The following is a 15,049-nucleotide window of genomic DNA, read 5'->3' on the forward strand; positions in this document are numbered from 1 at the left end:
CTATCCCAATTTTCTAATGAGAACAGAGGCGTTTATGCTGGCTTGAGTTCCTCCGGCCTGTGTTTGCAGGGCAACAGCAGCAGTAGAGCTATGGTTACGCAGAGTAAGGACATCACCGCATGCCAGGGCGAGGATGGCTTGCCCGGTGTTCTGTTGTGTTCCCGCTCCTGAGCCGTACACGGTTCCCTCAGCCAGTACGCCATTAATAAAGATGGCGAATTGGTTAGGTTCCACACCCGACACCGAAAAGCGGACTTCATACTTTCCTGCATCGGCTACAGCAATTTGTGTAGTCCCTGGAAGGTGAGCAATCCCAGGTGTAAGTATGCCGTTCGTATCGAAAATGACCTCCCCTTCAATCGAAACGAGTTGGGGCCTCACATTATAAATGTAACCGAACTGCGCTATATCACCTGTGGTTCTGGAATCCCCTTCAGCATCATGATTAATGTTCACACGTACAACTTGCTTTTTGACAATGATGTCTTTACCAAACGATTTCCGTTTCGAGCGGCTTCTTTTTTTGGGGGGCATTTCCTCAAACTTTTTTTCTAGCTTATCAAACCAGGCACGAACGAAAACATCTTTTTTACGGCCTTTTTTTTGGTTCAATTTTGGACGACCCAATACAAACACCTCCATATGGTTTGTTGTATAGTACTCCATTCATCTAGAGGAGGCATAGATATCTGTCCTGTGTTTCATAGGAAACGATCTATTTTGACTAAAAACAGGCTTCTGTACAAGGTACATTCGTCTAGTATGTAAAAAGCACCTCCAAAAGTATCCTTGGTTGTCAACTAAGGATACTTTTGGGGTGCCAGTAGTAGCTTATATCATGATGAAGCGGTTTGAAGCCGCTTTTTTCGCACATATAGGGCGTACAGGATACCGCCAAGCAGGCACAGGATACAAGCAAATACTGCCAGTAACCAAGCTGAAGCAACTGCCCCTCCACGATCCATACTGTTTCCAAGCCATAGGGGCAGCAGGGCCCCTCCGACTCCACCTGCACCGATAAGCAGGCTGGTCGTCGATTCTTCTGTACCTGGCATCATTTTGCTGGCAAAAACAAGAGCGATGGAAAAGATGCCTGACATGCCGAGTCCCAGCAGTACGATAAGGACAAAGGCACCAGCAGTGCCTTGGATCAACGGGAACACACACAGCAGCAGAGTCGCTGCCAGTGAGCTCAGAGCGACAAAGACACCGTAGCCGTATCGATCGGCAATGTAGCCTGTGAACAACCGTCCAAAGGCCATTGCCAACCAAAAGCAGGTGACGCTGAGTGCTGCTTCGGCTTGTGTGAGACCGAGTCGCTCGATGAACATGGAGGGCAGGAAATTGGCCAGACTCATCTCTGTTCCTACGTAGATAAAGAAAAAAACGATAAATAATGCAAGGAGCCTCCAATTGCCTATAGGGCTGCTTTTAGAAGCCTTTACGGTAGGTGACTCCAGTGAATTAGTGGCACGCTTATGGTAGTCACCTCGGTGTTCTTGTTCGTCCAATAGAGCGTCCATTGTGCCAAAGGACCCGCGCAGCCAGGCTATAGTGGCTACGGCTGCAAACAAGGAGATGATGGGGAATGCCAGTCGCCACCAACCTAGAGCAATGAATTGGCTGGCGATAGCCGGCATTGCTAAGGCGCCGATCCCGAAAAAGACTTCCAGACGGCTCATAGCCGCGCCCGTTCCTTGGGTAATACCCCCAATAACAATAGTACCTATGACTGCTTCTACCATGCCGAAGCCAAATCCGGCTACTGCCCCGACGGCATATAGCCAGCCCCAAGGCGGCAGTAGTGAATATAGCACTTCAGCCGCACATAGCAGGAGGAGGGCAAATATCAGGCTTCGGCGTTTGCCAAAAGTCCGGGCAAGCCACGGTGACAGTAGGACTCCAGCCAGAAAGCCGGAAAATTGAGCGAATATCAGGCTTCCGCCATCTGTATAGTTTCTATCGTAATGCTCTAGCAACACGGGCAGTAGGGAGCCTACAACCACATGGGCTAGACCAATTAAAAAATAAGACAAGCTGCCGATCCATAGCAGTCGTTTCATGATTAACTCCTTTGGTACTAATTACCTTCATGCAGTAAAGTGAATGGTATAAGTCAGATTTGAATCATTAGGATAGCTCCAGTACTTGAAAGCCATAGCCTTCAATAGAAATATCCCCTTCCAGGAATTTCCCACTGATTAGCTCTTTTCCTTTTTGGTCATCCAGATGATATTGCTGTGTCTGGGCATTATGGTTCAGAACAAATAGATAAGACTTTCCATCTTTGGACCGCATAGTGGCTTCTATGCCCGCAGGAGCACGCAGCAGGGATGAAATCCCTTTTTGCTCACAAATGTAGCCCAGCAGACCATCAAGGAAAGGTTCCTCAGGGTCTGAAGCGACGTACCACGCCTCACCTTCACCAAAACGATTGCGTGTCAGCACTGGCTTGCCCTGATAGAAATCATCGCCGTATTCCGCCAGCACCTCGGCTCCTTCGCTATGCAGCAAGTCGCAGAGCAACCCACATTTATATTCACCTTCTAATACGCCCACTTTTTCTTTCAATATAATGCGATTGTGTGATTCAGGCAGAAGCGCATCAATTTCCTCCACCCAGATCCCGAGCAGATTACGCAGCTTACCAGGATATCCTCCGGTTGTGACCAGATCGTTTTCATTTACAATGCCGCTGAAAAAGGTTGTTAGGAAGGTGCCGCCACGCTCTGTGAATTGTTCCAGCTTCTCAGCAGTACCCGGCTTGACCATGTAGAGTACAGGCGCGATAATGAGATCATATTTTTGGAAATCTGTATCCACAGAAATCATGTCTACCTGTACGTTGCGCCGAAAGAAGGTAGCATAATACTTATGCACCTGATCTAAGTATTTCAAGGCGACAGAAGGGCCGCTTGATTTTTCCAAAGCCCACCAATTATCCCAATCAAACAAAATAGCTACTTTGGCATGAACAGTTGCGTCAAGCAGCGTGTTGCCTAAAGCACCAAGCTCGCTGCCAAGCTGTGCCACCTCGCGAAATACACGTGTGTTCTCATGCCCGGCATGCTCAATTACAGCCCCGTGGAATTTCTCACAAGCACCGATCGAGCGGCGAAGCTGGAAAAACATGACCGTATCCGCGCCATGTGCTACAGCCTGATAACTCCATAAACGCATAACACCAGGCCGTTTAAGTGAATTATACGCCTGCCAATTCTGCTGGCTCGGTGTTTGCTCCATCAGCATAAAGGGCTGCCCATCCTTCAAGCCGCGCATCAGATCATGCGCCATCGCCGTATAGCTTATCGGGGTATTAGCTCCGGGATAGCTATCCCAAGATACTATATCCATGTGCTTAGCCCATTTAAAATAATCCAGTTGCTTAAAAAATCCCATCAGATTGGTTGTTACCACGGCATCGGGAATATGTTTTTTTATCGCGTTATATTCCAGCAGGTAGCAATCCAGAATACTGTCTGAATTAAAGCGCGCATAATCGAGGGATATACCCTGGAATGTGGAGTGATTTTCTCCCCAATGTTCGCTTAGATTATTTGGAGGTACAATTTCATCCCAATCATAGAAGGTGTGACCCCAGAAGGAAGTATTCCACACTCGGTTTAGCTCTTCCAGTGATCCGTATTTTTGTTTGAGCCACACTCGGAACGCTGCGGCACAATTTTCACAATAGCAATCCCCGCCATACTCATTGGAAACATGCCACACGAGGATCGCGGGATGGTCTTTGTATCGCTCTGCAAGTCGGTCAGCCATCTGCTCCGCGTATTTCCGATAGGTTGGGCTGTTTGGACAAGAGTTATGGCGTCCACCGAATTTTCGCTTACGCCCGTCAGCATCGACCCGAAGAATGTCGGGATAACGGGTAGCCATCCAAGCAGGGTGCGCTGCCGTACTAGTAGCTAGACAAACGAAGATATCGCTTTCATAAAGATTATCAATTAGCTGATCTAGCCACTCAAAATGATATGTGATTTCATCAGACTGAATTTTAGCCCATGAGAAAACGTTGAGTGTGGCGATATCAATGCCGGCCTGCCTGAACATCCGTAAATCCTCCTGATGCGTGGCCTCATCCCATTGCTCAGGATTGTAATCCCCACCGTAAAATACTTTAGGAAGTTTGCTGCTTATCATGCCAATCACCTCTGTATATAAGAATAATCCTATCTTATAATACAAATTAATGCTTTTAAATATAATAAAATGAACATGTATATAACAATATGGATCTACATGAGACACAAATACCGCATACGCCGGAGGTGCTTTTTATGATTTTGACTCCCCATCATTTGCGATTTTTCCTGACTACTCGTGAGCACTCTTTACCTCTTTTTATTGAAAGTATCGGATTTAATAGCAGACAGGAGGATGTGTCCCGTCCAGAGGGCTATCCATGTTTTCACTGGATTCAGACAGTGTCTGGTGAGGGGATGTTTACATATAAAGGGGGGACCTTCCGTTTGGGCGAGCAGTCCGGGGTCCTGCTGCTGCCAGGCGAAGCCCATGCATACAGACGGGCGACCAAGGTATGGCGAACGTTATACATCACATTTGACGGACCCATCGCCGCTGCTGTATTGACTGCACTCGGATTGAAGCATACGCGAGGGTATCATTGGGACCCGGATAGCGAGCTGCACAGCTTTGGGGAAAACATGCTACACTCCATGGTTAGTGAACGTGATTTGTCTGGATTAGATGCTTCGGCCAATATGTACCGTTTTCTGACTCTGCTGCGTAAACATGGACAACATAGCTCGATGCCTTCCCTTTCTCATAATGTGGAACGTTTAACCCCTGTACTGACCTTTATGGAGCAAAATTATGCCAGCCCAGATGTGGGTTTAAGGGATATGGCCGTGATGATGAATGTCAGCGCTCGTCATTTAAATACATTGTTTAAGCAAGCGTTCGGTGTGACTTCGTATGCTTATCTGATTGTAATTCGGTTGCGGAAGGCGAAGGAAATGATGACGGAGTATCCGCAATTAACGGTGAAGGAGATTTCGGAGCGCGTAGGCTTCCGAGATGTCAGTCATTTTGTGGCAACATTCCGCCGAGCGGAAGGAATTACGCCTGAAAGGTTCAAAATACTGTATACATAAGGGTATTTTATCAAAATACTCTTTCTTACTCGGGAATGCTCTTTTTAGGGAGCATTCCTTATTGTTTTTTTCTGGATGAGGGAGTATAAAATAATAGTTCATTTGTTTCATCAATCTGATGTGCAGGTGACATAATAAATATACGATTCATAGTTCTTTTGCAAAACCCTCATCCAAAGAAGGAGTCAACGAAATGCTGAGTAAAGTCAAAAGGTTATTAATCGGTCGTCCGCGAAAGTCGACGGCCCTTGAAGATGAGAAACTGAATAAGCTCAAGGCACTGGCCATTCTGTCCTCAGATGCATTGTCCTCTGTAGCTTACGGCACGGAGCAAATTCTGCTGGTTTTAATTACAGCGGGCTTCGCTGCCCTATGGTATTCCATCCCTATATCCATTGCGGTGTTGGGTTTGCTTATCATCCTGATCCTGTCGTATAGACAGACCATTTTTTCCTACCCTGGTGGTGGGGGAGCCTACATTGTCGCACAGGACAATTTGGGAAAGAGTCCAAGTCTGATTGCAGGCGGCTCTCTGCTGGTCGATTATATTCTAACGGTAGCTGTTAGCTCATCGGCAGGTACAGATGCCATTACATCGGCGTTCCCATCGTTACATGATCATCGGATCGCAATTGCTTTGGTGATGATTATCTTTTTGACTATTATGAATTTGCGCGGGGTGACGGAATCTGCCTCGGTGCTGGCGATACCGATTTACTTATTTGTTGTTGCCATTTTTGTTTTGATTATTAGTGGTATCATTCACTATCTGGCAGGAGGAGCCCATGCGGCGGCGCCGCAATTTGGAGCTACGGTATCCAACGTCAGTCTGTTTCTCTTACTGAAAGCATTCAGCTCGGGCTGTTCGGCGCTAACCGGTGTAGAAGCTGTCTCCAATGCCATTCCGAACTTCCGCAAGCCTGCTGCCAAAAATGCGGCAACTACATTGATGATGATGGGCTTGATTCTCGGCTGTATGTTTATCGGAATTAGTTTGCTGGCTTATTGGTACGGTGTTCGTCCTAATCCGCAAGAAACAGTCATTTCGCAAATTGCGAATGCCACTTTTGGGCGCGGTGTGATGTACTACATCATTCAAGGTGTGACGGCGCTTATCTTGTTTTTGGCGGCCAACACAGCCTATTCAGCCTTTCCGTTGCTCGCTTTTATGCTCGCTAAGGACAAATATATGCCGCATATGTTTATGGTTCGTGGAGATCGACTCGGTTATTCTAACGGTATCCTGTTTTTGAGTATCTTCTCGGCATTGCTGGTCATCGTTTTTGGTGGCAATACCGAAAATCTCATTCCGCTTTATGCTGTAGGGGTATTTATCCCGTTTACCCTGTCCCAGCTTGGTATGATGATTCGATGGATTCGGCTCAAACCTGCTGGCTGGGTCGTCAAGCTGGCTATTAATACGGTTGGGATGCTAACCACGCTGTCGATTACGCTCATCTTTATCTTCACTAAGTTTAGCCAGGTGTGGGTAGTCTTTATCTTCCTGCCTTTGGTACTGTATTTCTTTATGAAGATCAACAAACATTACAAAAATACGGCTGAACAACTACGCATTGATATCACGAAGGACAAACCTATGGTCAAGGGCAATACGATTATTATTCCGGTGGCAGGCATTACACGAGTCGTTATGAATACCATCAGCTATGCCAAAACATTGTCGGACAATGTGGTTGCTGTATATGTGGGTGTGGATGATGAAGCGATTCAAAAAATGGAACAGAAGTGGGAAGAGTGGGATGTAGGTATACGTTTAGTAGTGCTGAGATCCCGTTATCGCAGCATCATTAATCCGCTCCGCAAGTTCATCGATACAGTAGAGTGGAAAAAGGCAGACGAGGACCATATCACAGTTCTCATTCCACAATTTATCACTAAACACTGGTGGGAAAATATACTGCACAATCAGACCAGTTTGCTGATGAGAGCTTATTTAATCAATTACAAAGACGTCATCGTAACGACCGTACCTTTTCATTTAAACAAATAAAGCCATATTAATACTCATTAGCATGATAAAATCAACACTTTTTGACCGCATCTTGGTGCGGTCGGAGAGTGTTTTTTTACATAATGGGGATATTTACTTGGGTGATACATTTTGTGTATTATGGATACAAAACGTATCATTAAGAATTGTTATGGAGGGATACGATGCCCGAAGACAAGGGGAAGATGGAACAAGATAAGTTGCAATTTGTAGATACGCTAAGGGCGCTGGCGATTATCGGAGTGTTACTTGTGCATGTCAGTCAGTATGTGGACGGATTAAACGGTTGGTTGCAAAAAGGCTTGAGCATAGGAGCCAAAGGAGTCGCTTTATTTTATATGGCTAGCGCTTTTACGCTGTTTCTATCTCTGAGCAGGCGTTCGAGTGACAAGAGAGAAGGAATGGTGGCCTACCTGTTGCGTCGTTTTTTTCGGATTGCACCCTTGTATTACATAATGTTAGGAATCTATTTAGTTGTAAATGGGACAGGTCCGCGATTTTGGCTTGGAGATCAGGAGGGAGTTACTGTCACTAATATTGCAGCCCATGCTCTGTTTTTGAATGGTCTCAATCCGTATTGGATCAACAGCATTATCGGTGTGGAATGGTCCATTGCGGTGGAATGTATGTTTTATCTATTTATCCCCCTCTTATTTAAGTTGATTCAATCGGTTCGCCATGCGACTTGGTTTGTCGTGATGGTGCTTGTGGCAAGCTTCGGGTTAAATACGGTGTTTGCTCAATATCCATTGATTAGTGATCAATCTTTATGGGGGCATTATTTGTATTTATGGTTTCCGAATCAGTTGCCTGTCTTTGGGCTGGGGATATTGTTGTTTTTCATTTGGAAAGACGAGCGTCATTGGAAAAGTGTAGACCCGCTCAGTGGGGGGCTTCTGCTTGTTACTGTGCTGTTTGCGTTTTTTGGAGGTATGACGGATTATCTCATAGGTGTTGGCTTGCTGTTAGGGGCGTATGCTTTGTATCATTGGCAGCCGAAATGGCTACTTAATCGCGTGTGGTCATGGATCGGCCGCCTCAGCTATAGCATGTATTTGACGCATATGCTGGTCCTGGGGCTAATCATACAGATTAAATTACCGTTTGCTCCTTTGGTCAGCCTCACACTTATGTTCATCATGACGTTGCTAATCACCGCTGGACTTTCCTGGTTTACCTACACGTGGATAGAACAGCCCGGCATCCGATTGGGGAAAAAGCTTATATCACGTATAAAATCTGTACGCAAGCAGGAAGATTCGGTCAAAGAAAGTGTTGCTTAGTTGCAACTTGAAGCAGCATCAGATAACATTTGGTTGAAGTGCTTGAATAAATCTACGAAATTATTGAAAAGACCCCTTGAAAAGTAGCTCCCAGCCCTTTATATTCGATGTACATCCAAGTTTTTGAATACACCGATGAGGTTTGTTGGAATTGTAAAGGAGATGCACGTATGCTTTTGGAGCCACTTGGCTTTTTACTTTTCTCTACACTGGAAGGAGTAGCTGTTTTTGCGCTGATTCTCAGTATCTTTAAAGTTAGAATGACTCCTTATCTATGGCAGGCTATTTTTGTGAATCTGATTATGAACCTGCAAAGCTATTTGCTCCGAGAGGAATTTTCACTCTCCTATTTAGTACCTGTCATTAATATGCTGCTTTTTATTTTTTTACTTGCTACGGTGGTGAAGATTCCGATTGTTTGGTCAGGTATTATGACAGTTACCGGTTATTTTGCATATGCCGTTATTCAGTCGGTACTCCTGAAAGCTATGTTCGGTAACCTGCCGGTTGCTGAACTGCAGAACGGATCCTTGAAGGGCTATCTGTTACAAGTGGTTAGCGCAGCGACAGGACTACTTATTTCATTTATATTGTATCGAAAAGAGATCGGCTTTTCCCCAAATTTCAAAAAGCTTAAGTTCAAAGAGGAATATGGCATTGTCATCACACTGATCATTCTGTCTCTCGTTTCAACCTCTATTGTGCTTTACTATAGCGAGGTATGGTTGAGTATGATATTTTTTGCACTGGTATCGGGATTTTTTATCTACTATGCAGTCGGAAAGGAATACCGAGATGATTGAAACGATGGCTTTCAAACTTGCTAACCAGATTAAACGTACTGTGCCTGATCATCCGGCCTCCGTCGCAGTACTTAAATACGCACTTGCTCTCATTCTGAATGCGTCTATGATCATCGTGTTGACACTATTCGCCTCATTCTTCACGGGGCGGATGGTCGAAGCTGTAACGATTCTCGTCGCTTTTGCCTTGCTGCGCCAAGTATCTGGTGGTATTCACTTGAAAACGGGTATGGCATGTGTGCTGGTGACCTCTGTAGCTTTTACATACATATCTTGCATTTCCTTAAATAATGGGTTGACAAACCTGTTTACCGGAATCGCTCTCATTCTTGTTTTATGCTTTGCCCCGTCCAGAATTGAAAAGCAGTCGCGCATTCCAGTGCGATTTTATCCCCTCTTGCGATTGTTATCTTCCTTGCTTGTATGTACTAACTTTGTAATAGGTTCTTCTGTAGTGGCTGTTGCTTTTTTGGTTCAAAGCCTAACATTAATCCGGGGAAGGAGGTGAGTGGAATGATGAAAAAAGTAGTATACGGGTTAGCCACATCGTTGTCTATGTTCGCGACTTTTGCTGTATCAGTGGCAAGTTATGTGTATGTTTATCAAGGAGATACACCCGAGGAACTGCTGAAATAAGCAAAATGCAGAATAGAAAAAATAATACATAGAGCTGCTATGAAGCAGCTTCTTTTTATGCAAAAAAAACAGGCGCTCTACGAAAGAGCGCCCGAATGGGAGAGGAGAAACCGGACGAAGAGCTTATGGGGAAACGTAAGTCTTCTCCGCGGTTGTCTACGACATTGGTTGAATGCCGATATCCTAAGGATGCCCAGGAGATGGTTTTTTATACCTGCTTCATCACTAAGTTTTTCAAACGGCGATGCATGTGGTACGATAACGTCATAATCTTTATATGGTTATGAACACATATAGAAAATAGGTGAGTTTCAGCGTGAGAGTGGTATCGGGTAGTGCCAAAGGAAGGCCGTTAAAGGCAGTTCCCGGCACCGGGACGCGACCGACCACGGATAAGGTCAAGGAAGCGCTATTTAGCATGATAGGTCCTTATTTTGATGGAGGAGTCGCGCTTGATTTGTTTGCTGGCAGTGGCGGCCTGGGTATAGAGGCGCTTAGTCGGGGAATGGACAAGGCAGTTTTTATTGATATGGAATCCAAAAGCATTGATGTCATTAAAGAAAATTTGCGAAAAACTGGATTGGAAGGAAAGGCAGAAGTGTTCCGCAATGATGCCGGACGAGCGCTTAAGGCGCTGGCAAAACGTGGAGCTCTTTTTGATGCTGTTTTTCTGGACCCGCCTTATCGTCTCAAGCACGGGGATGAATTGATGAGCCGTATGGCCGAGTTGGACTTGCTTCGTTCAGGTGCAATCATCGTGCTGGAGTATGAATCGGGACATGAGTATCCGATAAGTTTCGGACCGTTTGAACAGGTTAGAAAAGCGGTCTATGGTGAAACAGCGTTATCCATTTATCACTTTGATGATGCTTTGTCAGACGCCGAAGAACATACAGAAGCCGAAGGGGTCAAATTCGGCATCACCGAATCAGACGGGGAGGACCATCATGATTGAGCACAAACCACGTATTGCCGTATATCCGGGAACCTTTGATCCCGTGACGATGGGGCATCAGGATATTATTCAAAGAGCGGCCCGACAGTTTGATTTACTGATCGTCGCGGTTCTTAACAATATTAGTAAAAATCCGCTGTTTTCACTTGAGGAGCGAATGGAGCTGCTACGTACGGTAACTCGCGATATTCCAAACGTTGAAGTGGACAGCTTCCGTGATCTGACAGCCAATTATGTACGCCAAAAAGGGGCTCAGGTTATTGTCAGAGGAATTCGGTCAGTGACCGATTTTGAATATGAACTCCAATTAGCCTCTACAAATCATAAGTTGAACCCGGATGCGGAAACGATCTTTATGATGACCAACCCGGCTTATTCATATCTGAGTTCCAGTATGGTGAAGGAAATTGCGCATTTTGATGGCAAGGTCGTAGATCTGGTGTCACCAGAGGTGGAAGACGCACTGCGTGCCAAGGTTAGCGCGAATCGCGGTGGCTCCACCATGAAGTCATAAAGGAAACGGCGAGCAGAGCAAGTATAATCGTACTCAGAAGTACAACGGACAGTACGGTTAGTTGCCAGGGGTACATGGATGTTCCTACTATTTGTGTTAATAAGCTGCTGGCTCCGGCCATGACAGATTGCGATCCGGAATCATTTACACTTTCGGCAAAAGAAGATACAGAACTGCGGCTGACGTAAGCAGGAATTGTATTACTGACAATGTGGCTAAGCGGAGTCCATGCCGCCAAGGTTAGTCCAAAAGCAATGATCCCATGTAGCACTCGTGATAAGGTGAAGGTGATGCCCTTGTCGGAAGGTTTGGTGACGGCGGTAATTTGAAGCCAGCCGCACAAGCCGCCCCAGCCCAACACAGCACTGATCAGCGCTGCTTGTGTACGGAGATCGTAGGGCAGGCGGCTGATTTCATAGGAACCCAGATGGATTTCCATCCAAGCAGGCCACACCATAGAAAGCGTTCCTTGACCTGAGTATAAGGTCAGCAGCCGAATCAGTACGGAAAAGAAAATAATGAATCCACCTGTCACCATCAGCATCTGTACAGCATGGGATACGGTTTCGCCTAACAGTTTTCCAAAACTGCGGCCATCCCGTTCTCTGGCAGAGCGGGTAGCTTCCCATGCGGATCGGATCAGGGAGGTGGTAGTGCGGGAAACAGAAGCGCGCCGGATGGCAGCTGGCGTTTCCCGTTTTTTCGATTTTTTGGACGAATCAGGTATTCTGGCTGTGATCCAGCCTGCCAGCAGCCCGGAAATCCAGTGAACGGCAAGTAACAGCCCACCTACAGCAGCATTGTGCAGCAGTCCTGTGCCAATGACGAGCAGGATCGTAATCGGATTGCAGAAATGAGCGATAGCGGTCAGACGTCGAAGCTGAAGCGCGGTCATATCCTCCTGTTGTGCCCATTGGCGTACCGCTTCCGCAGCAGCCGGGAATCCCGCAGTTAGACCGAGGGCCAATACCCAGCCGCTTCGTCCTGGCAGCCGAAACCAGGATCGCATGAACGGCTCCAGCAGAACACCTAGACCATGTACCAGACCAAAGGCGATGAGCATTTCAGATAGCATCAAAAAAGGCAGCATGGCCGGGAAAATAATGCTCCACCATAATTTAAGTCCCTGGGTAGAGGCTTGAAATACTTCTTCTGGTGAGGCAACAATAGCCATTACAAGCAAAATGGCTCCGAGGCCAAGCAGCAAGGTTGTCCAGTAAGGAGCAGGGCGGGCTTCCTTTTGCATCAAAGATTTCACCTCTCATAAATATACTAAGGAGAGTCGGATGCTGTCTCCAGCGTTATTCACCTTCATTGTCTGGATATAGGTTGCTCGTACATGTTGTCGTAAACAATGTATGCTTTTTTGAAAGGCTTGAGAACAGGTGGTGCAGAGGTTGGGTAAGATAAGAGAAGTTAGGCTGCAAGGGGGAGAAGCAATGATGCGAATTAACCGGAAAAGAGCCTTTTTTACAACCGGTTATGTCTTAATGCTGGCTGCAATGGTCTATGTGCTGGTTTATATGCCAACCCCTTATCTGATCTATGGACCAGGTGGGGCAAACGAGATCAAACCGATGGTTAAAGTACAGGAAGGTGATAGCAACGAACGGGGGAGCTTTATGATGACGACGGTATCGGCGCGATATGCCAATGTCATCATGCTAGCTATGTCCAAACTGGACAGCAACTCGGAGATTCAGCGCAAAGAGGATCGTCTGCATGGCAGAAGTGAAGATGAATATGCAGCAGAGCAGGTATGGTATATGGGGGATTCCCAATCTTCCGCGATGGAGGCTGCCTATACCCGTGCCCATGTTTCCTATCGCATTGTGCCGAATTATGTGTATGTATTTAAGGTTCCGGGACCGAACAGCGTGTTTGAGCCCGGAGATGAAATATTAGAGTTAAACGGTACGAGGGTAACTGATAATCATTCCATTCGGAAGGCATTGGAGGATGAGAAACCCGGAACGCTGGCTAAAGTGAAGCTAAAGCGCGATGGAAAGTTGCTGGCAGTGCAAGCTCCATTAACAACCATCACGGACAGTGAGACGAGAAAACAACGTTCCGGGTTTGGTGTCAGTATTGCTACAGTACAGAAGGTAGAGCCAAAGGATGGACGTAAAACGATTCATTTTACATCCACGGATGTCGGCGGACCTTCGGCAGGTTTGATGTTTACTATGGAAATCTATAACCAGTTGACGCCAGGTGACTTAAGTAAGGGATATCGTGTAGCCGGTACGGGTACTATTGATAAGGACGGTCAGGTTGGAGCGATTGGTGGCGCCAAGTATAAAATCGTCGCTGCTGACCGTCAGGGTGCGGAATTGTTTTTCGTCCCGGCGGATAATTATAAAGAGGCCAAAGCCAAAGCAGAGCAAATCGGAACCCAGATGAAGCTTGTCCCGGTTCGCAAGCTTGGCGATGCGCTGAATTATATGGAAAAGCTGCCTATTAAACCATAAGGGGCGGTCGCAAGTAATCAGCATACATGTCACGTATGGCGGGACGCGGCATCCCGGCTGCATGTATGGCGGCTGCGGCAGTATCCCAGTCCAGATGGGCATGTGATCCGGCAGACGGCTTGACCCATACTGGCAGGGTGGCGGTGTCTTTCATTCGCGCCAGCAACTCGCGTCCAGCCCTATTAAAGCCGAGCACGCGGATATAGCCGGGACCTTTCGCCAGCTCAGTGGGAGTCATATCAGCTTTGGCATGATTCAGCAAAATATGTGTACACATCCGCTGAAGCTTTGTACGAGTATAGCGCTTTGTCTTGACAGCGGCAAACAGGGCCTCCATAGAGGGATGAGGCAGCGTGTACAGTGATTGCTGTAGGCGATGCTCCAGCCCTTCGGTGACCTCGTGCAGCTCCGCCAGCTGCTGCGGGCTACGCGTGATCAGGGCGTTCAGCAACGGCTGGCAGAACGCTTCCCAATGCAGCGGGGCACGTTCTTCTTGCCACTCGCGCTGCAAAATCTCCAGGGTCGCCGCAGGTACGTACGGCGACGCGGCCTCCGGCCCGCCGTCCAGCAGCAGACGGCGGATGGCCGTGGCGCTGGCGATGGCTCCGTCCGCAGGCGCCACCGTCTCATGGTATCCCGATCCCGTGCGGGCCACCGTAAAGGGCTTGATTGTGCTGCCCAGCCGTTCCAGCGCAATCAAGTAATGCAGCCCGAGCGTATTGTTGGGCTGCTGCATGAGAGCGGCGAGCGCAGCACCGTCCGCTCCTTCGGCTGCCAGCGCGGCTGCGGCTCCTGCGTAGGCGGCAGGATAACTTGCGCCCTTGCTCAGGCGCTGGGCGATGCCGGCCTTGAGTTCGGCCGGCTCTGCCGCCAGCACGCGGGCCAGCGTGTGCAGCGGGGCGATATCTCCGCTCTCGCTGCCGAAGCAGAGCGCGTCGACGATGCCCGTCGCGCAGAGCAGGGTCACCGCGCCGCGGGCAAACCATTCTGCGGGCTGGACAGCATAGGCCACAGGCAGCTCCAGAATCAGGTCTACGCCCATAGCAAGTGCCATTTCGGTGCGTGACCATTTGTCTGTAATCGCGGGTTCGCCTCGTTGAAGGAAGGGACCGCTCATCACAGCCACCGTTCGCTGTGCACCAGTGATACGAAGAGACTCCTTCCAGTGATGGACATGTCCGTTATGCAGGGGATTATACTCTACAATGATACCGAGTGTTTTCAAGACTGTATGTCGGCTCCTT

14 protein-coding genes are annotated in these 15,049 nt (G+C 47.5%); 9 read left to right on the forward strand and 5 right to left on the reverse strand.

Translation table 11 applies throughout. From position 1 onward, the window contains the following. From HFD99_RS12750 to HFD99_RS12760, 3 genes are all read right to left on the reverse strand, one after another. Positions 1–627, reverse strand: a complete 627-nt coding sequence (locus HFD99_RS12750; protein WP_123797091.1) for a BclA C-terminal domain-containing protein — start codon at positions 625–627, stop codon at positions 1–3. Between the two features lie 209 nt (positions 628–836). Next, positions 837–2,063 carry an MFS transporter gene (locus HFD99_RS12755; RefSeq protein ID WP_123797093.1) on the reverse strand — a complete coding sequence of 409 codons (1,227 nt, stop codon included), beginning with the start codon at positions 2,061–2,063 and terminating at the stop codon, positions 837–839. A 67-nt stretch (positions 2,064–2,130) separates the two neighbouring features. Further along, on the reverse strand, positions 2,131–4,158 hold the full coding sequence (locus HFD99_RS12760; protein WP_123797095.1) for a beta-galactosidase: 2,028 nt from the start codon (positions 4,156–4,158) through the stop codon (positions 2,131–2,133). Between the two features lie 137 nt (positions 4,159–4,295). Between HFD99_RS12760 and HFD99_RS12765 the strand changes: the two genes are divergently transcribed. From HFD99_RS12765 to coaD, 8 genes are all read left to right on the forward strand, one after another. Beyond that, the gene (locus tag HFD99_RS12765) at positions 4,296–5,132 is read left to right on the forward strand and encodes an AraC family transcriptional regulator (protein WP_019686969.1); all 837 of its coding nucleotides are present in this window, start codon (positions 4,296–4,298) and stop codon (positions 5,130–5,132) included. Between the two features lie 193 nt (positions 5,133–5,325). Further along, complete coding sequence (locus HFD99_RS12770) at positions 5,326–7,143, forward strand: APC family permease (RefSeq protein WP_013370622.1); 1,818 nt, start codon at positions 5,326–5,328, stop codon at positions 7,141–7,143. Between the two features lie 164 nt (positions 7,144–7,307). Continuing rightward, a complete protein-coding gene (locus tag HFD99_RS12775; RefSeq protein WP_039277097.1) occupies positions 7,308–8,426 on the forward strand; it encodes an acyltransferase family protein in 1,119 nt (372 codons plus the stop codon). 170 nt (positions 8,427–8,596) lie between these two features. Further along, positions 8,597–9,229 carry a hypothetical protein gene (locus HFD99_RS12780; RefSeq protein WP_039277099.1) on the forward strand — a complete coding sequence of 211 codons (633 nt, stop codon included), beginning with the start codon at positions 8,597–8,599 and terminating at the stop codon, positions 9,227–9,229. Next, positions 9,222–9,737, forward strand: a complete 516-nt coding sequence (locus HFD99_RS12785) for an accessory gene regulator ArgB-like protein (protein ID WP_039277100.1) — start codon at positions 9,222–9,224, stop codon at positions 9,735–9,737. Before HFD99_RS12780 ends, HFD99_RS12785 begins: the two co-directional genes overlap by 8 nt. Before the next feature lie 5 nt (positions 9,738–9,742). After that, the gene (locus tag HFD99_RS12790; RefSeq protein ID WP_013370626.1) at positions 9,743–9,865 is read left to right on the forward strand and encodes a cyclic lactone autoinducer peptide; all 123 of its coding nucleotides are present in this window, start codon (positions 9,743–9,745) and stop codon (positions 9,863–9,865) included. A 316-nt stretch (positions 9,866–10,181) separates the two neighbouring features. Further along, positions 10,182–10,820, forward strand: a complete 639-nt coding sequence (gene rsmD, locus HFD99_RS12795; protein WP_016819263.1) for a 16S rRNA (guanine(966)-N(2))-methyltransferase RsmD — start codon at positions 10,182–10,184, stop codon at positions 10,818–10,820. Next, on the forward strand, positions 10,813–11,334 hold the full coding sequence (gene coaD / locus HFD99_RS12800) for a pantetheine-phosphate adenylyltransferase (protein ID WP_016819264.1): 522 nt from the start codon (positions 10,813–10,815) through the stop codon (positions 11,332–11,334). The genes rsmD and coaD overlap by 8 nt, the downstream gene beginning before the upstream one ends. Here coaD and HFD99_RS12805 read toward each other — a convergent pair. Continuing rightward, on the reverse strand, positions 11,297–12,580 hold the full coding sequence (locus tag HFD99_RS12805; RefSeq protein WP_019686973.1) for a nucleoside recognition domain-containing protein: 1,284 nt from the start codon (positions 12,578–12,580) through the stop codon (positions 11,297–11,299). The two genes, coaD and HFD99_RS12805, sit on opposite strands and share 38 nt — an antisense overlap. A 193-nt stretch (positions 12,581–12,773) precedes the next feature. On the opposite strand from HFD99_RS12805, the gene HFD99_RS12810 reads away from it, so the two are divergent. Beyond that, complete coding sequence (locus tag HFD99_RS12810) at positions 12,774–13,805, forward strand: SepM family pheromone-processing serine protease (protein ID WP_039277102.1); 1,032 nt, start codon at positions 12,774–12,776, stop codon at positions 13,803–13,805. Here HFD99_RS12810 and HFD99_RS12815 read toward each other — a convergent pair. Next, complete coding sequence (locus HFD99_RS12815; protein WP_039277104.1) at positions 13,795–15,030, reverse strand: nucleotidyltransferase; 1,236 nt, start codon at positions 15,028–15,030, stop codon at positions 13,795–13,797. The genes HFD99_RS12810 and HFD99_RS12815 overlap by 11 nt on opposite strands. Between the last annotated feature and the right edge of the window lie 19 nt (positions 15,031–15,049).

The organism is Paenibacillus sp. EKM301P, assembly GCF_011800295.1.
GTDB classification, from domain to species: Bacteria; Bacillota; Bacilli; order Paenibacillales; family Paenibacillaceae; genus Paenibacillus; species Paenibacillus polymyxa.